The following is an 18,430-nucleotide window of genomic DNA, read 5'->3' as shown; positions in this document are numbered from 1 at the left end:
ACGGTGCACGTCATGGCTGTTTCCACGATTTCCGACAACGACGGTTTCTGGGATTCCCTGAAGAAGGCGTACGGCCGGCCGCCCGGACACGGTGAGCACCCCGGAACACCCGCCGCGTCCGGGCGCACCATGCTTTGCGTGCCCTTTACCGTTCAACGCCAGCCAGATACGAGCATCGGCGCAGGGGTGTGGAGCAGGATCCCACTACGAGAGCCCGCACGGACCAACAGGGAGGCCTGCCATGTTCCGCAAGACCCATCTGGCTCTGATCGTGACGCTCGGCGTGGGCGTCGTCTCCGTCGGCGCCGCGGCGCTGGCCGAGTCGGCGCCGAACGGCCCCGGCCGCCAGGGCTTCGCCGTGATCAAGAACGTCGACGGGGCGACCGTCGGCTCGCTCAGGATCGAGCGCGAACGGTACGGCAAGTCCCGGGTGATCGTGGCCGTCAAGGGCCTGACCGCGGGCTACCACGGCTTCCACGTCCACGCCACCGGAATCTGCGACCCCAAGTCCACCGACCCGGCGACCGGCAGCCCGTTCTTCAGCGCGGGCGGCCACTTCAACCTCGGCACCGGCAGCCACGCCGACCACTCCGGCGACCTGCCCGCCCTCCTGGTCGGCGCCGACGGCACGGGGAGCGCCTCGGTGGTGACCGACCGCTTCCGGGTCGACCAGCTCTTCGACAAGGACGGCAGCGCGGTCATCGTCCACGCGCTCGCCGACAACCACGCCAACATCCCCGGCCGCTACGCCGACGCGGGCGGCAAGGCCGGGCCCGACGAGGCGACGCTCAAGACCGGTGACTCCGGCGGCCGGGTCGGCTGCGGCGTGATCACCGAGCACTGACCCGTCACCGGGCGCCGGCCCCGGCGAGCCTCACCAGCGAGACCCGGGCCCGGGTCTCGCGGCCCTCCTTCCGGCGGGTCCGCGAGCCCTGGGCACAGGGCCCCCTTTCAGCCGACGATCCCCCAGGGCTCGGAGATCCGCGAGGCCAGGCGCGGCTTGGCGTCGGCCCACCACAGGACGGAGCGCACGAGGAGGGCGGCCGGGTCGGCCACCTGGTGCGTCGGCTCGAAGGGGTCGGCCATGCTCGTGTAACTCTCGAACATGCCCAGCAGACGCACCGCCTGGAGCTGGATCGGCGACAGGTGCTGCTCGGCGAAGGGCAGGAAGAAGCGGTGCCATCGCCTCGGCGAGATGAACGGCGGCACGGCGACGGGCGGGATCCCGCGCTCCTCGCGCCAGCCGTTGAGCGTCCGGCAGGTGATGTCGAGCAGCTCCTGCAGGGTCATGCAGTTGCTCCCGCCGGCGATCGTCTCGATCCTCGTCCCCTCCGGCGGCGGCCCCAGGGCGGCGTTCAGGATCACCTCGGCCACCTGGTCGACCGGCGCCACCTCGGCGTATCCCCCGGGCTCGCCGACCACCGCCGCAGCCAGCCCGGAGACCAGGGTCTGCAGCAGCGTGTAGGGACCGGAGAAACGGGCTATCGACCCGTCGTCGCCGCGCCCCAGGATCAGCGGCGGCCGCACGATCGTGGTGGGGCCGCCGTGACGCTCGCCCACCACCTCCTCGCACCGGGCCTTGGACCACTCGTATCCGTTGCGGTAGCGCCCGAACTCGTCGGGCTTGGAGGAGGGAGGGACGTCCGATCCGCCCACGTACGCGGTGGAGACGTGCACCAGGTGGGTACCGGGGTCGAGCAGGCCGAGCACGGCCTCGGCCGGGCCGATGTTGGACTCCACCGCCTCCTGCCTGGTCATCGTCCACCGGGTGGACGCCGCGGCGTGCACGACGACGTCCCAGTGCCCCCGCAGTTCCCCGGGGGGCGGCTCCCGGCCGATCTCCCAGCGGACGTCGCCCTCGTACTGCGGCCGCCTGGCCACCCGTACGAGCTCGACGTGCCCGGACACCCCTCGGAGGGCGCGGGACAGCTCCGTGCCCACCACCCCCGTCGCCCCGGTCAGCAGGATCCGCATCCCGTCGCCTCCGGCCGCGGCGCTCATCGAAACTCCTTAAGCGTGGAAACCCGGTCCTTCAGGGCCAGGAGGAAACGCGGCGCGACGCCGCAGGATTCGATAATGTGTTCGGTGGCGGCGATAACCAAGCCGCCACCTGCACGATCGGCTTCCCCCTCGCCGCCGGGCCGGCGGAGAGGTGAAACGCCTGCGGAGCTGGTGTAAGACCTCAACGAAAGATCCTTTTCGGGCGGGCGTCCGGCGGTGAAACAGGAAACCCTGCGGGCGATCGTGGGAATCCCCTCCCTTCAGGGAGGGGATGAGGTCAAGCGGCCCTCAGCACCAGGGACACGTTGTGGCCGCCGAAGGCGAAGGAGTTGGACAGGGCCACCGGGGAGGTGATCTTCCTCGGTGTTCCCGTGACGAGGTCGATCCCGTCGGCGCACTCGCTCGTGCCGAAGTTGGCCACCGGCGGCACCAGTCCCTCGGCGGCGACGCCGAGTGAGATCACCGCCTCCAGTGCCCCCGCGGCGCCGATCAGATGGCCGACGACCCCCTTCGGGGCGGTCACGGGCGGGCAGCCGTCCGCGAAGCAGGAGGCGAGCGCGCGGGCCTCCGCCCGGTCGTTGAGGTGGGTGGAGGTGCCGTGCGCGTTGACGTGGCCGATGTCGGCGAAGGAGAGCCCGGCGTCCTTGACGGCCCTGGCCATGCAGGCGGCGGCGACGGCGCCGTCCTCCCGGGGGGCGACGATGTGGTGGGCGTCGGAGGTGCTCCCGTAGCCGAGCATCTCGCCGAGGATGGCGGCTCCCCGCCGCTCCGCGTGTTCCCAGTCCTCCAGCACCATGAAGGCCGCGCCCTCCCCCATCACGAAGCCGTCGCGGTCGGCGTCGAAGGGGCGGCTGGCCGCCCGCGGGTCGTCGTTGCGCCCGGACAGCGCGCCGATCCGCGCGAAGGCGGCCATCACCATCGGCGTGACCGGGGCGTCGGCACCTCCGGCGATCATGACGTCGCACTCGCCGGAACGTATCTTGAGCATGGCCTCGCCGATGGCCGTGGCTCCGCTGGCGCAGGCGGTCGCGTAGGTCAGCGCGGTCCCCCTGGCCCCCAGCCGCATGCCGATCCGCGCCGCCGCGGAGTTCGCCATGATCTGCGGCACGGTGAACGCCGGGATCCTGGCCGGGTCGTGCTCGCAGTGCCGCAGCACCTCCTCGGTCGCGCCGAGGCCGGCGGTCCCGGTGCCGACCGCGACCCCGACGCGCTCGGGCGCCGCGAGGTCTCCCAGGCGGGCGCTCTCCACGGCGTCCACCGCGGCGGCCAGGGCCAGCGTGGTGCCGCGGTCCATCTGGCGCCGCTGGCGGAGGATGACGTAACGGTCGAGGTCGAACTCGGGAACGGTGCACGCGAACGTCACCGCGACCCCGTTCCCGGCCAGCTCCTCCACCGTCGCCGCGGTGGACCGGGCCTCCTTCAGCCGCTCGAGCAGGTCCTCGACGGTGTTGCCCGCGGGCGACTTCACCCCGACGCCGGTCACCGCGACCCGTCGCCTGCCGTTCACGCCGGTCACGCCGAGATCCGTACGGCCACCAGGTCGACGGCGTGGCCGATGTTCTTCATCTCGAGGAGGTCCTCGATCTGCATCCGGACGCCGAGCGCCCGTTCCAGCCGCGCGCCGATCTCCATGAGTTCCAGGCTGTCGACGGCGTACTCCGCGCCCAGGTCCGTCTGCTCGCCGATCTCGGCCCGGTCGACCCCCAGTACCTCGGCCACCTTTTCGATCATCAACTCGGATAGTTCGGCTCGGTTCATCTCAGTTCTTTCATCGCGTTCGTCACTTCGAGGTCGGCGGCCGGGAGGCCAGGGAGGGCGCGCACTCGTCCAGGTCGAGTGAGGCGGGCACCCCCAGTGCCCGCCTGCCGAGGAACTGCCGGGTCGCCACGGGGGTCGGCGGATGGAAGCGGATGGCCTGGGCGTCCCGCCACAGCCGCGCCAGCTCGCCCCGGCGGGCGTAGGACGCGCCGCCGCACGCCTCCGCCACCGCCGCCACGAGGGCGGGCACCGTGCGCACCGCCTGCTGCTTGACCGCGAGCGCGGCCGGCAGGAGACGTTGCGGGTCGGCCCGGTCGTCCATCCGGGCCGCGACGGCGGCGCAGCCCGCCTCAAGGGTCAGCAGCTCCGCGACGGGATCGCCCAGCACCGCCTGGTAGCTCGGCAGCTCGGCCCTGGCGCTGCCGAGGTGCGCGATCCGCTGGGCGCCGAGCAGGCGGCGCCCGGCGCTCAGGGCCGACTCCGCGAGCCCGAGGTAGACCGCGGTCGCCGTCAGGGAGAACCAGATCACGCCGGCGGCCAGGACGTCGTCGTCCTCGGCGCCCGCCGGAGCCTGGTAGAAGACCAGTTCGTCGGGGATCACGCAGCGGTCCAGGACCAGGGTGTTGGAGGCGGATCCGCGCATGCCCATCGCGTCCCAGTTCTCCACCACGCTCAGCCCGGGGGCGTTGGTCGGCAGCATCGCGACGAGGACCTGCGGTGGGCCGCCGTCCTGCGCGGGGGCCGCCACCTGGAGGCAGACCAGGTCCGCCTCCGCGGCCAGCGAGCACGGGTACTTCTTGCCGGTCACCTCCCAGCCGCCCGGTACCCGTTCGGCCATCAGCGTCGACCTGGTCGCCGAGCCGCCCAGGTTCGGCTCGGCGAAGGCGGAGGCGACCAGCCGGTTCTGGGTCGCGATGGCCTCGATGAGCAGCCACGACACGTCGGTGTTGCGCCGCCAGTGCTCCACCGTCAGGCCGATGGTGAAGATGTGCATGTTCACCGCCACCGCGAGCGCCGGGTCCGCCCGCCCCAGCAGGCGCTGCGCCGCGCAGGACTCCAGCAGGCTCGCGCCCCTGCCCTGGAAGGGGGTGGGGATGGCGAAGGCGGGCCAGCCCAGCTCCCGCAGCAGATCCAGGCTGCCGGGGCAGGGCCGCCCGTCCTCGTCGGCCCGCGCCGCGCCGGCCGCGAAGCGCTCCAGGGCGTCGGCGGGCATGAGCTCGCCGATGTCGGGCCAGAGTTCGGCGAAGAGATCGGGGTCGGTGCTCACGCCGGTCCTCCCCATGCCGCTCCGGCCTCTTCCAGGGTCTCGTCCAGCGTGGCCATCGCCCGGGCGATCTCGGGCGGGCCCGCCACCAGCGGCGGAAGCAGCCGGAGTGTCTCCGGCCTGCTCAGGCAGGGGGACACCAGCAGGCCGCGCCGGGCCAGTCCCATCTGGATCTCACCGGCCAGCTCGGGGCCCGCGAAGTCGATCCCCCACAGCAGGCCTCTGCCCCGGACGTCGGTGACCAGCCCGGAACGGTTCGCGCGCAGCGTCCGCAGTCCCTCCCCCATCAGGCGGGCCAGCTCCGCGCCGTGGCCGGCGGCGGCCTCGACCTCGGCCAGCGACACCGGGACCGCCGCCATCCCCAGGGGGTGGCCGCCGAAGGTCGCGGTGTGCCGGAACGGATCCTTCAGCAGCGGCTCGTAGAGGGCGTCCGAGCAGACCAGGGCGGAGATCGGCACCACCCCGCCGCCGAGGGGCTTGCCCAGCAGCACCGCGTCCACCTCCAGCCCGGCCGCGAGCGCGACCGAGGGGTCGCCGCACCGCCGCAGGCCGCACTGGATCTCGTCGGAGATCACGAAGGCGCCGGCCCGGCGGGCGTCGGCGATCCAGCGCCGCAGCACGCCGGTCTCCAGCGGGCGCACGCCGTTCTCCCCCTGCACGGGTTCGAAGACGATCGCCGCGACGTCCGTCTCGGCGGTCACCCGTGCCACCGCCTCGGGGTCGTCCGGGGCGATGTGCGTCACGCCGCCCAGCAGGTCGCCCAGCCCGTCGCGGAAGCGGTCGTGGTGGGTCAGGCCGAGCGCGCCGAGCGACTTGCCGTGGTATCCGCCCTCCACCGCGACGACGACGCGCCTGCCGGTCGCCAGGCGGGCGAGTTTCACGGCGGCCTCGACGGCGTCGGCTCCGTTGAGGCCGAAGTAGACCCTGTTCAGGGCCCCGCCGAGATGGCCGCCCAGGTAGGCGGTCACCTGTTCGGCCGCCAGCGCGGCGACCGGGTTGGCGAGGGTCCTGGTCGAGGTCGGCATGACGTCGAGCTGCCGCCGCACCGCGGCCACCACGGCCGGGTGCCGGTGTCCCAGGAGGGTCACCGCGTACGAGCCGAAGTCCAGCGCCGTGCGGCCGTCGGACAGCCGCACCTCGCAGCCGGACGCGTCCGTCTCGACCGCGCCCTGACCGGCGAACTTGCCGCTCAGGGCGAGTCCCGGGGACATGTGCCGCTGAATCCTCCGGAAGGTGACCCGCGCGATGTCGGGAGCCGCCGTCCCCGGTGGGGCGGGCGGTTCCAGCACGTGGCGATCCAACGTTTCCCTTTCCCTGCGTTCTCCCCGCGTCTCGAGGCGCGGGCTCCCTGCCTCTGGGGCGCGGACGCGGTCAGGCCACCGGGCTGACGTCGCTGTTGCGGTTGCTCAGCCGGTTCAGGATGGCCTTGGAGTTCTCCTCCAGCGCGCGGGCCGCGACCGGGTTGAGCATGTCCGCCATCAGCGGGATGCCGATGTCGAACTCGACGTGCAGCTCGATCGTCGTCTGGCCCGCCCCGTCGTCGGTGACCTGCCAGTACCCGTCGAAGTAGGCCAGGTCGCCCTCGATCTGTTCGAACTCGATCCGGCGCCGTTCGTGGTCCACGGTGTCCCGCTCGACCCACTCCAGCTCGGAGCCCTTCAGCAGCACCGCCCATCGGCTGGTCCTGTTCGAGCCCGATCGGTCGAGGATCGTCACGTCGACCACCTCGTCCATGTAGGAGGGGAACTCCTCGCAGTCGAGCAGCACCTCCCAGATCCGCTGCGCCGGCTCGGTGCTCGTGTGCGATGTCGTTACGGTGGGCACTTTCTTCTCTCCTTCGTGCGGGCGGATCCCGGGGACCGTCAGGTCCACGCCGCGGGAAACGCGATGGGAAGTCCGGTGGCCTCGTTGAGGGGCAGCAGCGTCCTGGTCAGCCTGAGCGCGGGGAACAGGCCCGTCCGGCCGCGGATCGAGGCGGGCGGCGTCTCGAAGCCGAGGTCGCGTTCCAGCTCGGCGACGTAGCGGCCCACCCGCTCCGCGGCCTCCCGGGCCGCCGGGATGTCGCCGGCCAGTGCCACGGCGCGGGCCGCGGCGAGCCCGTGCTCGATCTCGTCCTCGGTGAGGCCCGCGTACGGGTCGGCCAGCGGGTCGTGCTCGTCGGGCGGGAACCCCTCGCGCAGCAGGGAACGGATCGCCAGCGCGCGGACCACGGTGTCCCTGGCGACGAACTTCGCGACCGGGAGGAAGCCCTCGTCCAGGGTGCCGAGCAGGTCCTCGTAGCTCGCGTGAACCTCGAAGAGCAGCTCGAAGACGCCGAAACACTGGAAGGCGCCCCATCTGCGCGGCTCACGGACCCGGATGTGCTCCACCCGGTCGCCGGCACCGTCGTTCACAGCGTCGTTCACACCGTGCTCCAGTCGATCGACAGCCACAGCAGGTCCTCCCCGGCCAGGAGCCGGTGCGTCTCGGTCATCTCGCCGCTCCTGCCCGTCCAGTTCCAGCCGGGATCGCCGAGGAACTCGACGTCCCGGGTCCGTACCTCGACTCCGCGCAGCGCCCAGCGGTGGACGAGCGCGCGGTCGCCGTGGCTGCGCCACGTCTCCAGCCCGGCAGCGGGGCTCAGGCCGACCTCCGGGTCGGCGGGCAGGTCCAGGCGGGCGGCCAGCCCGGCGAAGAGGGCGCCCGCCTCGCGCAGGTAGGTCCGCGCCTCGGCGGCGTTCACGGGCAGGTCGAGGAAGCGCCCGTACAGCGAGAGCAGCTCGGCGTCGCCCAGCCGTTCCAGCTTGGCGCCCACCCATTTCTGCCCGAAGCAGACCTCCCCCCGGGCGGTGGCCAGGGCGTCGAGGGCCGCGACCCCCGCCCTGCCGAGCCGTTCGGCCGCGGCCGTCGGCCTCGTGTCGCGCAGCAGCTCGCAGGCGAGGCGGTAGCGGACCGCCTCGGCGCGCCACCACCGCACCGTCGCCTCGGCCACCGGCCGCCGCCTGTCCCGCTGCCAGTCGAGCCAGTCCTCGCCGCCTCGCAGGGGGTGGCCGAGGATGAGCCGGTTGAGCTGGGCGAGCTTCCTCCGGTAGTCCCGCCAGGCGGCGCGGTCCCGCGACTTAGGGGCCTCGGGGTTCCGCAGGGCGTCGGCGGCGCGCCGGATCGACTCGGCCCGGATGTAGTTCACGTCGACGGCGACGCCGAGGGTGAACGACGTGATGGGCAGGCCCGTCACCGTCGAGCTCTCGACGACGACGTGGACGTCGATGTCGCTCATCGGGGTGCCGAACCCGTGCACCACCGAACCGGCCGCCGACATCAGCACGGGTTCGCCGAAACTGGTGTCCACCTCCGCGACGAGATCGTCGAGCGTCCTCCCGTGCGCGGCGAGTCGCGCGCCGAGATGTCGCGCCATGTCTTCAAGGGATGTCAAGGAGCCTCCTTGGCCGGTGCCGGCCATCGTTCGGCCGGGCCGTCAGTACAGGTCGTATTTCTGGCGCCGGTAGTCGAAGGCCGTCGCGGCGACGACCCCGAGGATCACGGCGCAGCCGCCCAGGACGCCGATCGCCTGCAGGACGGGGGCCCACTCCCCCCGGCCGACCGTCGCCTCGTCCAGCGCGCGCAGCGCCCAGTGGTGCGGTGTCAGGAATCCCACCGCCCGGGACACGGCGGGCAGGTTCGCGTCCGGCACGATCGCGCCCCCGACGCTTCCCGCGGTGATCAGGAAGATGTAGAACAGGCTCTCGAAGGTCGAGGTGTCGCTGGTGACGAGATAGAGGACCACCCCCATGGCGCAGCTCACGCCCAGCAGCGCGACCGCCACCGCGAGGAGCTGCCACAGCGAGCCGTGGACGGGCGTGCCGTAGAAGACGACGGCGATGACGGCGAAGAGGCTCAGCTGCACCAGGCCGATCCCCGCGATGGGAAGGATCTTGCCGAGCAGGAAGGCCGCCCGCGACGGCCGGTAGAGCGCCTGCCGTACCCAGGTGTTGCTGCCGAACTCGCGAAACAGCGCCAGGCCCGTGTAGTGGGCGGTCGTGAAGCTGAACATGACGGCGATCCCGAGCATGGCGCGCCCGTGACTGCCGGATCCGGCCACGGCCGACCCGAGGGTGAAGGCCAGGGTCGCCGGCACCGCGAACATGAAGACCAGCGGGGTGCGCATCCGCCACAGGATCAGCAGCTCGGTCGTCGCGTAGCCCGCGACCAGGGACCGGAAGCCGGCCGTTTCCTCAGTCGTTCTCAACGACGCTCCCGCGAAGGTCGGGGTCCATGGAGATGATCTCCCGCAGGTTCCGGCTGGTGAGCCGTACGGACTCGACGGCCGAGCCGCCGTGTTCCGGGTCCCGCGCCCAGCGGGCGAAGGTCTCGGCGGCCTCGGCCACCGTCGTGGGCGCCGGGGCGCGCAGCGTCGCCGGGCCGCCGCGGGACTCCACCCGCACCAGCAGTTCGCTGCGGTAGCCGCCGAGCAGGTCCGGCAGCGGGCCGACGCCGACGACGGTGCCGCCGGAGACGACCGCGACGTGGGTGCACATCTCCTCGATGTCCTCGGGGTAGTGCGAGGTCACGATCATCGCGTCGCCCGCGTCCCGCCATCGCGCCATCAGGGTCACCAGCCGGGACCTGGTCTCGAAGTCGAGTGCGGTGGTGGGCTCGTCGAGGAAGCGGACCCGGGGGGCGTGGACGAAGCTCGCCGCGATGTGGGACAGCCGCTCCCACCCTCCGGACAGGCGGTGCACCGGGGTCCGCGCGACCCGGGCGAGGCCGAAGTCCTCGACCGCGCGCCCGACCGCCGCGGCGACGTCCCGGCGCGGCAGGACGAGCCGCGCGGCGTGCGTGAGGTTCTCGGCGACGGTGAGCTTCTTGTAGAGCGAGATCCGCTGGCCCGCGACGCCGATGTGCCGCCGGGCGGCGGTCCCCCCGGCGCCCCCGGCGCCCCTGGTGCCCCTGGTGCCCTCGGTGCTCCCGGTGCTCCCGCCCAGGTCGTCGCCCTCCCCCGCCTCTCCCAGGACGATCCTTCCGCCGCGCCTGCCGGGCACGATGTCCAGGACCGCGTTGATCAGGGTGCTCTTGCCCGCTCCGTTGCGGCCGAGGACTCCCAGTGCCTCGCCCGCCCGGAGGGTCAGTGCGACCCCGGTCAGGACCGGCTCGGAGGACTCGCCGTAGGCGAAGGACAGGTCCGTGACCGTCAGGAGGACCGGCGCGCCGGGCCGTCCGCCGCCGGGAGCGTCGCCGCGCATCCGTTCCTCCGCCGTCGTGTGTTCCGGGGACGTCGTGTGTTCCGGGAACGCGGCCCGCCCGCCCCCGCGGGTGACGCCGCTCACCGCAGCCGCGCCGCGATGACACCGGCCACCCGGTGGGCGTTCGCCATGGCCGTCAGGGACGAGTTGGTGGCGCCGGAGGTCGGCATGAAGCTGGAGTCGACCACGAAGAGCCCCCTGGCCTCGAAACACTCGCAGTCGCGGTCCAGCACGGCGTCCGAGGCGCTCTCACCGAAGACCGCCCCGCCGTGGTGGTGGGCGGAGACCACGTCGGCGCCCGCCGGGGCTGCGTGCACCCGGGTCTCGACGGCTCCCAGCGCCCGCCCCAGCCGGGCGAAGAGCTTGGTGACGTGGTCCTGCAGGAGGAGGTCCGCCGGATGCGGCGCGTAGGTCACCGCGGGCACCCTGGCCCCGAAGGAGTTCCTGCGCGTGCTCAGCGAGACGAACTTGCCGGTCGAGGGCAGGGACTCGCCCTTGAAGCTGGCCTTGACCACGTAGCGGCCGCTCTCGGCGCGCAGGAACCGCGCGAGCTCGGGGCCGAACATCTTCAGGTTGCGGACGTGCCTGGACGGCGTCTCGGCGACGTAGGCGTCGTAGAGGGCGAACTTGCCGCCCTTGCGCAGCGGCCCGGCGTCCCCGAGGTCGTAGAAGTCCTTGATCACGACGTTTCCGTAGAGTCCCGCCAGGCGGTCGGTCAGTTCCCGGTTCCTCGGTTCCGCGGTCACCAGGTAGCCGGTGCGTTCCAGGGTGAAGGTGAACCTCCGGCCGAGCAGCCCGTTGCGGTTGGGCAGGTCCGAGCTGAGCAGGATCCGCGCGGTCTCCAGGGCTCCGGGGGCCAGCACGACCGTGCCGCACCTGATCCGTCTCGTCCGCAGGTCCCCGCTCTCGTCGCGGCCGACGAACTCGACGCCCTGGACCTCTCCCGCCTCGACCAGGATCCTGGAGACGTAGGAGCCGCCCATCAGATGCACCCGCGGGTCGGTCCGCAGCCTGCCGTACAGGCCGACGTACCAGTTGGGGCGCGCCAGCATCGGCCGTTCGCGGTCGGCGGGGTGTCCGGTGACCGGTGAGACCGGGCAGCTGTCCCAGGCACGCCCGCCGAGGCAGCTCTGCCCGACGTAGGCGTTCAGGCCGTCGCGCCGGAACCTGTCGACCATCAGGCGTTCGAGGTGACTCGGCCCGGGCCGCTCCAGGTACGGTCCCCCGTCGAACTCCCGGTAGGCGGGCGCGGTGTGCCCGTAGGAGCAGCCGAAGGGCCCGAGCCGTTCCTGGACGCGGGTGTAGGCCCGCTCCAGCTCGGCGAAGTCCAGGGGCCAGTCGCGCACCTCGGGGCCGAGGGCGTCGCCGGACGAGGAGCGCATCCGCAGGTCGCTCGGGCGGAAGCGGGACAGCTGGCCGTACCAGAGCCAGGAGCCGCCGCCGGCCAGCCTGGCCGACCACCACTTGCGCAGCCGCGTCTGGCCGCCGGGGACCCGCAGGAGCACGTGGTCCTCCTCGGGGTCGACCGTGAGCGGGCGTTCGAGGGCCAGGCTGCGCTCGTCGGGGAAGGAGTGCTCGGCGGGCTCCCAGAACGCGCCCCTGTCGAGGACCACGACGTCGTTCGCGCCGCCCTCCTCGAGCAGCCGTTCGAGGACGGGGGCGCCGGTGAGCCCGAAGCCGACGACGACGGCGTCAGCGGAGCTCGTCCATCGGGTGTTCATAGCCCACCTCCCTCCGCCACCGCGGGGACGAGAACAGCACGTCGTTCACGCAGGCGCACACCGACTCCGCGGACGCGCGCAGTTCCTCGTCGTGGCCTTCCAGGACCCGCCGGAGGTCGTTCCAGTCGCGGACGCCCGCCCCGGCGAGGGCCCGCGAGCCGAGCCCCCGGGCCCGCGCCGCCCGCAGCGCCTCCCCGGCGAGCGGCTCCGTCCCCGCGTCGGGCAGGCCGTAGGAGCGCAGTACGGCCGTCACGACGCCCGCTAGGCCGTCGTCGTCGCGCGCCATGCCTTCTCCTGTTCGGTCGGCTCGTCGGCCAGGGAGCCGAACTCGCGCAGCCAGGTGAGCGTCTGGCGGAGGCCGTCGGCGAGCGGGGTGCGCGCCCCCGCCCCCGTCCGGTCCAGGCGTGTCGTGTCGAGCGTCAGCTCCAGGTCGCGGAAGGGGAAGTAGTCCCGCGCCGGCACGCCCGCGCCGGTGACGTGGACCAGCCGGGGCGTCGTCCCGGACGTTTCCGCCAGGACGTCCAGATACTCCGCGAACGTGCGGGATCCGGGTTCTCCGATGTTGTAGGTCCCGGGCTCCAGCTCCGCCGCGCACGCCGCCGCCACGGTGCGGGCCAGGTCGGAGACGTGGCAGAACTGGATCCTGGTACGGCCCTCGCCCGGCACGAAGACCGGCTGCCCGGCGAGCATCCGGGCCCACAGGAACCGCTCGCGCGGCTCGGTGTTGTGGGGACCGTAGACGTAGGGCGGGCGCAGGATCGTCAGCTCCGGGCCGGACAGGCCGGACAGCAGGCGCTCGCACTCCGCCTTGGCCTCGGCGTAGCCGCCCCAGAGGGAGTCGCCGCCCGCCGGGTCGCCCTCCCGGAACGGCGGACCCGCGTGCCCGCGCTCGTAGACCGAGGCCGAGCTGACGTAGACGTAGCGGGCGGCTCCGGTCACCGCGGGCGTGCCCAGGACGTTGCGCACGTGGACGGGCTCGGTGCCCGAGACGTCCACCACCACGTCGTGGTCCCCGTCCAGGGCGGCGCGCGTCCGGGCGGCGTCCCGCCGGTCCGCCGTCACCTGGGCGATCCGCGGATCCCACAGGGGCCGGGTTCCCCGGTTGAGCACGGTCACCTCGCAGGAGGGCAGCAGCGCCTCCACGATGGCCCGCCCGACGAACCGGGTGCCGCCCAGCACCAGTGCCCTGGTCACGAGCCCGGGACGCCGGTCGGCACGGTCTCGGCCTCCGCCTCGGCCGCGGCCGCCGTGCGGGAGCGCAGCCTCCGCTGGGCCTCCTGGATCAGGTGGTCGATCCGCTCGGCCCCCTCCAGGCGCAGGATCGGCACCGTGGCGCCGATGCCCGCCAGGAAGTCCTCGGCCCGTGCCCGGAGGTCGGCGGCCAGGTGCTCGCCGATCCCGGACCACCAGTCCTCCTCCGGGTTGTCCGGCGTGTAGACGTTGGGCCGCATGAGCTCGGCGACCTCCAGCGGGTCGGTGACCTCGCGCAGGAGGGGCTCGCGCCCGCGGGCGACGTCCGGCAGCACGATCATGCCGAGCGGCGCCTGGAGCGTGAAGTCCTTGCCGGTGACCGTGCGCAGGCTGGTCAGCGGGATGCTCACCTTGGAGTCGCTCTCGCCGCGCCAGAGCCGCTCCTCGCCCACCCCCCGGTACTCCTCGGGGATGAAGCCGTCCCAGCTTCCCGGATACTTCTGCAACGTTCCCGCCAGCACCCGCAGGCGGGTGGGGATGCCGAACACCTGGAAGCCCCCGGTGACCGGATCCGCGGCCAGGTGGACCTTGTCCACCGACAGCGGCCGGGCGCCGGTCCTGACGATCGCGTCGAGGAAGCAGGTCGTCTTGCCCGAGCGCTTCGGCCCGGAGAACAGCACGGCCTGGCCGTCGACGACGACGGCGGAGGCGTGGATCTGCAGCTGCCCGCGGGCCTCCAGGGTGCGCTGGAGCACGTGCAGGACCAGCAGCGCGAGGTCCTTGTGGACCGTCGGCCTGGCCGGGTAGTCGCCGCCGACGACGAAGGCCAGGCGGGAGTAGGCAGCGTCGGCCAGCAGCCAGGTCCGGGTCTTCAGCGTGCGCAGGAGCGTGGCGCCGCCCGCCCGCCAGTGCTCGACGGGAAGCGAGCCCTTCTCCGTGCTGCAGTACGAGATCATCGCGGGCCGGGTGCCGGGGAGCCCGGGGGCCGCCGCCTCCAGCCGTCCGGCGAGCTCGTCGTCGACCACGAAGGTCATCTCGACGTCGGGCCGCGCCCCGGACGGCGCGCCCGCGTGCGAGCCGAGATAGGCGTGCAGCGCCTCGAACAGGGCGCGGTCGCCGCAGCGCACGTCCAGTTCGAGACCCGCGATGTTCCAGGCCGTGACGACCTCGCACGGGGTCCCGGCCACGGCGTCCTCGACGCCGCCGAGCAGCTCCTCGGCATCGGTCAGGGCACTCATTGTCTTCACTCTCCGAAATCGGGGCGATCGGTGGTCACGCCAGATCCCGCGCGCGCCGCAGGACGGTCCGCGGCGGGAGGAACCCGTTGAACTGCGAGGAGTAGGCCGTGGTGTAGGCGCCCGCGGACCGGACGAACAGCAGGTCGCCCTCCGCCAGGTCGGCCGGCAGCTCGACACCGAGCGCGAAGGTGTCCTGGCTGTCGCACGTGGGCCCGGTGACGTTGTATCTGCGGGCCGGACCGGTCTCCCGCTCACCGGAGATCGGGTACGCGAGGGCTCCCGCGGTCTCCAGGACCTCCATCATCCCGTTGAAGACGCCCAGGTCGGTGTGGGCCCACCAGGTCCCGCCCCGGCGGACGACCTGGATGACCCGGCAGACCATGACCCCGGCCTCGGCCACGAGCGCCCGTCCCGGTTCCGCGACGACCCGGACCGGGTACGGCAGGGCGTCCAGGAGACCGGTGATGTGCCGGCCGAATTCCCGGATGCCGGGGACCGGCTTGTCATATCGCGCCGGAAACCCGCCGCCGATGTCCAGCATGGCGATTCTGATGCCTTTTTCCGCCAGCCGTTCCATAATCTCGGCCGCGTCACGGATCGGGGCGTCCCAGGCGTGCGGGTCCGTCATCTGGGAACCGACGTGAAAGGCTATTCCGTGGGGATGCAGGCCCGATCTTTCGGCCTCGGTGAGAAGACGGACGACCTCCTCCTTGGAGACGCCGAATTTCCCCTCGCTGGGCACGACGCTGGCCGCCAGATCGGTGCCGAGCCGCGCGTAGACGTGCGCGCCCGGAGCCGCCTGTGACAGTTTCGCCATTTCGCGCGGCGAGTCGACGGAATAGCGCCACACCCCCGCCTCGTGACATCGGGAGATGTGGTCGCGCGGCCGTACGGGATTGCTGTAGAGCACCTCGGCGGGGTCGACGCCCACGCTCGTCAGCAGTTCCAGCTCGGGGTGGGAGGCGATCTCGAAGTCGCAGCCCAGCTCCCGCAGGTACCGCAGCAGCTCCGGGTCGGGGTTGCACTTGACCGCGTAGTGGATCCCGACCGAGGGGAACGCCTTGCGGAATCCCTCCACGGCCGCGCCGACCAGCTCCTCGTGGAGGATCAGGCAGGGGGTCGCGAGTCCCGCGCCGCCGAGCCCCGCGACGGGCGCGACGGGCGCGTCGTCCGGAGCCCCCGGGACCTCCGGCGATCCCGCCGGAACGTTCCGGCCCGGGTGATCCGCCGCCAGCGGCGGCCGGGCCGTCACGGGGTACCCCGCAGGATCTCGCCGAGGAGGACGTTCGCGGCGTCCAGGTTCTCCCGGTGCCGTCGCGGAGATCGGCCGCGGACCAGGACCTGGAAGTTGTAGGTCCTGATGTGCCACAGGAGACGCAGGATCGCGATCTGCCGGGTGAAGACGGCGCGATCCCTGCCGGACCGCTCCAGGTAGCGCGACAGGACGATCTCCTCCTGCCCGGCCGTCAGCCAGCCGGCGCGCATCTGGTTGAAGTCCGCGGCCGCGACCCGGAACCTCGCCGCCTCCCAGTCCAGCGTCCACAGCTCTCCGGCCTGGTCGACCAGCCAGTTCTCCCGGTGCACGTCGCCGTGGCACAGGCAGGGGCGTTCCCCTTCGAAACAGGCCATCGCCCCGGCCAGGGCGTCCGGGGCGCCGATGAGCGGGTCACCGGCGTGACGGGGCAGCAGCTCGCACTCCCGCCGGATGAGGTCCAGCAGGTACCGGGGCACCGCCGTCCGGCTCAGCGCCCCGCCGACGTCACCGAGGCCGTCGGCCGGGATCGCGTGTATCGCGAGGAGCCGGTCGGCCAGCGCGGTCAGGACCTCGGGCGCCTCCCAGTCGGGGGCGCGCCCGTCGACGAACTCGAAGACGGCGAACCGGTCCCGGCCCTGCTCGTCCGCCACGACCTGCAGGACCTCCGGCACCCTGACCCGGCCGGACAGCAGGGCGCTCACGTACCGCTCGCCGGCGAAGGTCTGACCGTATCCCGGGTCGTCGAGGACACGGTGCCTGACGAACACCGGCCGGCCGCCCAGGGTGCCCGCGTAGGTGTCGTTCAGCGGTCCCTTGGTGATCGACCGCCCGGCCGCGCAGAGCCGCCGCAGGTCGTGGTGCGTCCACTCAGCCGTCCACTCAGCCACGGGAGAACTCCTCCGGTGACAGCAGCCTGGGGAGCTTGTCCACGGACTTCACCCAGTAGTGGCTCTCCCTGATCGGGTTCGGCAGGGCGTCGGGCATCGCCTGGGCGCCGTCGAGGGCGAGCCTGCAGTACAGGTCGGGCATGTTGAGGCCGAGACGGGCCAGGAAGTAGATCGAGGAGTAGAAGCGGGCGGGCTGCACCTCGGTCGGCAGCGCCCTGCCGTCGTGGTCGTAGGTGAAGTCGACGCCGATGATCCCGTGCGGGCGGGCGCAGACCGCCCGCACGCAGCGTACGGCGAGCTCGTGGAGGTCCTCGTCCCAGAAGGTCCGCTGGGCTCCGGTGATTCCGGTGACGCCGGAGACGGACAGCGCCGAGTACTTCCAGGAGACCCGCTCCCTGAGCTGGGAGCAGACCAGTTCACCGTCGTTCCAGAGCCCGCTGAGCGTGGCGGTCCGCTTCGACAGGTTCTCCGCCGCGGTGAACTGCCCCCACCCGGACTGCTCGTCGAGCCAGGCCCTGGCCAGCGGCATCGACCCGGTCGCGATCGATCCGGCTCCCCCGCTGCCGCTGCGGCGGCGCATCCACACCCGTGGATGGCGGGCCATGATCCTCTCCAGGTCGGACTCCGAGGTGACCAGGAGGGTGTCGGGAACGGGTATCCCGGCCCGCTGGAGCGCCTGGTGGGTGGTCCACTTGTCCTCCATCCGGCGGTGGTCGTCCCGGTCGGGCAGGAGGGTCGGCGCCGCGAGGTCGTCGCGGGCCTCGGCGAGGGCCAGCAGCTCCGGGCTGGTGTCGGCGGCGTAGATCAAGTCCGCTGACTCCCGCTCGGCGATGTCGTTGACCTGTTTCACCAGCCCGGCGGGGTCGTCCCAGGAGATGAGGTAGCGGGTGTCGGCCTCGCTGGCGTGGAAGTCCTCGAGCGTCGTGTCGACGCCGACGGTCCGGTATCCCCCGGCGAGGTCCAGCGAGCGGGAGAAGTTCAGCCCCGTGCCGTCGCCGGAGCTGACGACGAGGACGGTGCGGAGGTCAGAGGACGGGGACATAGGGCAGTCCGAAGGTGGCCGGGTGGCTGCGGATCTTGTCGCGCAGGTCGACGAGGGGCTCGCCGTCGGCCTGTACCCACGGGTACAGCGGCTCGGTCAGCTCCGGGTTCACGAAGTACATCAGGGACATGCGCCGCTCCAGGCCGAGGTTGCGCACCTGGTGGTCCAGCGCCCCGACCCGGCCGCCGCTGAGGTCGGCGAAGACGGAGCCCGGCATCAGGACGACCTCGTCCGGGGCCATCTCCACCGGCAGGCACTCCTCGCCCGGCCAGATCTCCAGCCCGGGGGCGGTGGTGTGGATGACGGTGACCAGGTGACCGTCCTCGTGCCGGTCCTGGAGCAGGTCACGCTCCCCGTCCGCGTGGGTGTAGTTGTTGACCTGCAGGTAGGACGCCGCCTCGAACCGGGGCGCCTTGGCGCCGCCGACGGTCTCTGCGACCTGGCCGACAACGTCGGAGACGAGCGTGGACAGGTGGTCGCGCCAGCGCAGGAGCGCGCCCGTCAGCGAGGCCAGCTCCGCGGAGTTCGGCACGAGGTCGAGCCGGTCCGACCACAGGGTGAAGCAGTCGTTGAGGTCCGGCCGGTCGGCGGTTATCGAGTACTCCATGCCCAGCGGGCGGTAGCCGAAGTTGCAGTCGGCGCTCGAGTAGCGCGACTTGGTCTCGTCAGGAAGGGAGAAGAAGCGCCGGCACTCGTCCAGGGCGGCGGCCAGGAGCGCGGCCTCCCCGGCGTCCAGCGATATACGCGCGTAGCCGACCCCGAGTAGTTCTCGAGCATAGTCAAGGGCCATGTTTGGCATTTCGAGGTTATCCCCCGTCGTGACGAAGAGTTTGCGATGGGCGAATGCCAGGCAG

At 72.5% G+C, this 18,430-nt stretch carries 19 protein-coding genes; 1 reads left to right on the top strand and 18 read right to left on the bottom strand.

Annotated elements, in window-relative coordinates; translation table 11 throughout:
- The first annotated feature begins 241 nt into the window (after positions 1-241).
- Positions 242-844 (top strand): superoxide dismutase family protein, encoded by a 603-nt coding sequence (locus tag AB0N02_RS45385; protein ID WP_363961021.1) that lies wholly within the window; start codon positions 242-244, stop codon positions 842-844.
- A 107-nt stretch (positions 845-951) separates the two neighbouring features.
- On the opposite strand, the gene AB0N02_RS45380 is transcribed toward AB0N02_RS45385, so the two are convergent.
- The 18 genes from AB0N02_RS45380 to AB0N02_RS45295 form a co-directional block, all read right to left on the bottom strand.
- Complete coding sequence (locus tag AB0N02_RS45380; protein ID WP_363961019.1) at positions 952-2,001, bottom strand: SDR family oxidoreductase; 1,050 nt, start codon at positions 1,999-2,001, stop codon at positions 952-954.
- Between the two features lie 277 nt (positions 2,002-2,278).
- Complete coding sequence (locus AB0N02_RS45375) at positions 2,279-3,517, bottom strand: beta-ketoacyl-[acyl-carrier-protein] synthase family protein (protein WP_363961017.1); 1,239 nt, start codon at positions 3,515-3,517, stop codon at positions 2,279-2,281.
- Positions 3,514-3,732, bottom strand: a complete 219-nt coding sequence (locus AB0N02_RS45370) for an acyl carrier protein (RefSeq protein WP_363961015.1) — start codon at positions 3,730-3,732, stop codon at positions 3,514-3,516. The genes AB0N02_RS45375 and AB0N02_RS45370 overlap by 4 nt, the downstream gene beginning before the upstream one ends.
- Before the next feature lie 49 nt (positions 3,733-3,781).
- Complete coding sequence (locus tag AB0N02_RS45365) at positions 3,782-5,026, bottom strand: acyl-CoA dehydrogenase family protein (RefSeq protein ID WP_363961013.1); 1,245 nt, start codon at positions 5,024-5,026, stop codon at positions 3,782-3,784.
- Positions 5,023-6,312 carry an aspartate aminotransferase family protein gene (locus AB0N02_RS45360; protein ID WP_363961011.1) on the bottom strand — a complete coding sequence of 430 codons (1,290 nt, stop codon included), beginning with the start codon at positions 6,310-6,312 and terminating at the stop codon, positions 5,023-5,025. The genes AB0N02_RS45365 and AB0N02_RS45360 overlap by 4 nt, the downstream gene beginning before the upstream one ends.
- A gap of 82 nt (positions 6,313-6,394) precedes the next feature.
- Positions 6,395-6,847 carry an SRPBCC family protein gene (locus AB0N02_RS45355; RefSeq protein WP_363961009.1) on the bottom strand — a complete coding sequence of 151 codons (453 nt, stop codon included), beginning with the start codon at positions 6,845-6,847 and terminating at the stop codon, positions 6,395-6,397.
- A 38-nt stretch (positions 6,848-6,885) separates the two neighbouring features.
- Positions 6,886-7,428: a hypothetical protein gene (locus tag AB0N02_RS45350; RefSeq protein WP_363961007.1), complete on the bottom strand. Its 543-nt coding sequence runs from the start codon at positions 7,426-7,428 to the stop codon at positions 6,886-6,888.
- Positions 7,425-8,435 carry a hypothetical protein gene (locus AB0N02_RS45345; protein WP_363961005.1) on the bottom strand — a complete coding sequence of 337 codons (1,011 nt, stop codon included), beginning with the start codon at positions 8,433-8,435 and terminating at the stop codon, positions 7,425-7,427. The genes AB0N02_RS45350 and AB0N02_RS45345 overlap by 4 nt, the downstream gene beginning before the upstream one ends.
- Before the next feature lie 42 nt (positions 8,436-8,477).
- On the bottom strand, positions 8,478-9,248 hold the full coding sequence (locus tag AB0N02_RS45340) for an ABC transporter permease (protein WP_363961003.1): 771 nt from the start codon (positions 9,246-9,248) through the stop codon (positions 8,478-8,480).
- Positions 9,235-10,242 carry an ABC transporter ATP-binding protein gene (locus AB0N02_RS45335; RefSeq protein WP_363961001.1) on the bottom strand — a complete coding sequence of 336 codons (1,008 nt, stop codon included), beginning with the start codon at positions 10,240-10,242 and terminating at the stop codon, positions 9,235-9,237. The genes AB0N02_RS45340 and AB0N02_RS45335 overlap by 14 nt, the downstream gene beginning before the upstream one ends.
- An 80-nt stretch (positions 10,243-10,322) precedes the next feature.
- Positions 10,323-11,963, bottom strand: coding sequence for a GMC oxidoreductase (locus AB0N02_RS45330; RefSeq protein ID WP_363960999.1), 1,641 nt, complete (start codon positions 11,961-11,963; stop codon positions 10,323-10,325).
- A complete protein-coding gene (locus AB0N02_RS45325) occupies positions 11,935-12,249 on the bottom strand; it encodes a hypothetical protein (RefSeq protein ID WP_363960997.1) in 315 nt (104 codons plus the stop codon). Before AB0N02_RS45325 ends, AB0N02_RS45330 begins: the two co-directional genes overlap by 29 nt.
- Positions 12,225-13,157, bottom strand: a complete 933-nt coding sequence (locus tag AB0N02_RS45320; protein WP_363960995.1) for an NAD-dependent epimerase/dehydratase family protein — start codon at positions 13,155-13,157, stop codon at positions 12,225-12,227. Before AB0N02_RS45320 ends, AB0N02_RS45325 begins: the two co-directional genes overlap by 25 nt.
- Entirely contained in the window at positions 13,154-14,392 is a 1,239-nt protein-coding gene (locus tag AB0N02_RS45315; protein WP_363960993.1) for a hypothetical protein, read from the bottom strand. The genes AB0N02_RS45320 and AB0N02_RS45315 overlap by 4 nt, the downstream gene beginning before the upstream one ends.
- 34 nt (positions 14,393-14,426) lie before the next feature.
- Positions 14,427-15,644: a type III PLP-dependent enzyme gene (locus tag AB0N02_RS45310; RefSeq protein WP_363960991.1), complete on the bottom strand. Its 1,218-nt coding sequence runs from the start codon at positions 15,642-15,644 to the stop codon at positions 14,427-14,429.
- Complete coding sequence (locus tag AB0N02_RS45305) at positions 15,641-16,534, bottom strand: aminoglycoside phosphotransferase family protein (RefSeq protein ID WP_363960989.1); 894 nt, start codon at positions 16,532-16,534, stop codon at positions 15,641-15,643. The genes AB0N02_RS45310 and AB0N02_RS45305 overlap by 4 nt, the downstream gene beginning before the upstream one ends.
- On the bottom strand, positions 16,527-17,576 hold the full coding sequence (locus AB0N02_RS45300) for a hypothetical protein (RefSeq protein WP_363960987.1): 1,050 nt from the start codon (positions 17,574-17,576) through the stop codon (positions 16,527-16,529). Before AB0N02_RS45300 ends, AB0N02_RS45305 begins: the two co-directional genes overlap by 8 nt.
- Positions 17,560-18,366, bottom strand: a complete 807-nt coding sequence (locus tag AB0N02_RS45295) for a 2OG-Fe(II) oxygenase family protein (protein WP_363960985.1) — start codon at positions 18,364-18,366, stop codon at positions 17,560-17,562. The genes AB0N02_RS45300 and AB0N02_RS45295 overlap by 17 nt, the downstream gene beginning before the upstream one ends.
- Positions 18,367-18,430: the final 64 nt, after the last annotated feature.

This window comes from Streptosporangium sp. NPDC051022 (assembly GCF_040683035.1).
In the GTDB taxonomy this organism is placed as follows: Bacteria; Actinomycetota; Actinomycetes; order Streptosporangiales; family Streptosporangiaceae; genus Streptosporangium.
Note: the sequence above shows the minus strand (reverse complement) of the source record. Positions and strands in the feature narration are given on the sequence as shown.

Excerpts from the sequence above, each read along its gene's own strand:
- AB0N02_RS45385 (WP_363961021.1), top strand. The coding sequence starts at position 242 with ATGTTCCGCAAGACCCATCTGGCTCTGATCGTGACGCTCGGCGTGGGC.
- AB0N02_RS45380 (WP_363961019.1), bottom strand. The coding sequence starts at position 2,001 with ATGAGCGCCGCGGCCGGAGGCGACGGGATGCGGATCCTGCTGACCGGG.
- AB0N02_RS45370 (WP_363961015.1), bottom strand. The coding sequence starts at position 3,732 with ATGATCGAAAAGGTGGCCGAGGTACTGGGGGTCGACCGGGCCGAGATC.
- AB0N02_RS45335 (WP_363961001.1), bottom strand. The coding sequence starts at position 10,242 with ATGCGCGGCGACGCTCCCGGCGGCGGACGGCCCGGCGCGCCGGTCCTC.
- AB0N02_RS45330 (WP_363960999.1), bottom strand. The coding sequence starts at position 11,963 with ATGAACACCCGATGGACGAGCTCCGCTGACGCCGTCGTCGTCGGCTTC.
- AB0N02_RS45325 (WP_363960997.1), bottom strand. The coding sequence starts at position 12,249 with ATGGCGCGCGACGACGACGGCCTAGCGGGCGTCGTGACGGCCGTACTG.
- AB0N02_RS45315 (WP_363960993.1), bottom strand. The coding sequence starts at position 14,392 with ATGAGTGCCCTGACCGATGCCGAGGAGCTGCTCGGCGGCGTCGAGGAC.
- AB0N02_RS45300 (WP_363960987.1), bottom strand. The coding sequence starts at position 17,576 with ATGTCCCCGTCCTCTGACCTCCGCACCGTCCTCGTCGTCAGCTCCGGC.
- AB0N02_RS45295 (WP_363960985.1), bottom strand. The coding sequence starts at position 18,366 with ATGGCCCTTGACTATGCTCGAGAACTACTCGGGGTCGGCTACGCGCGT.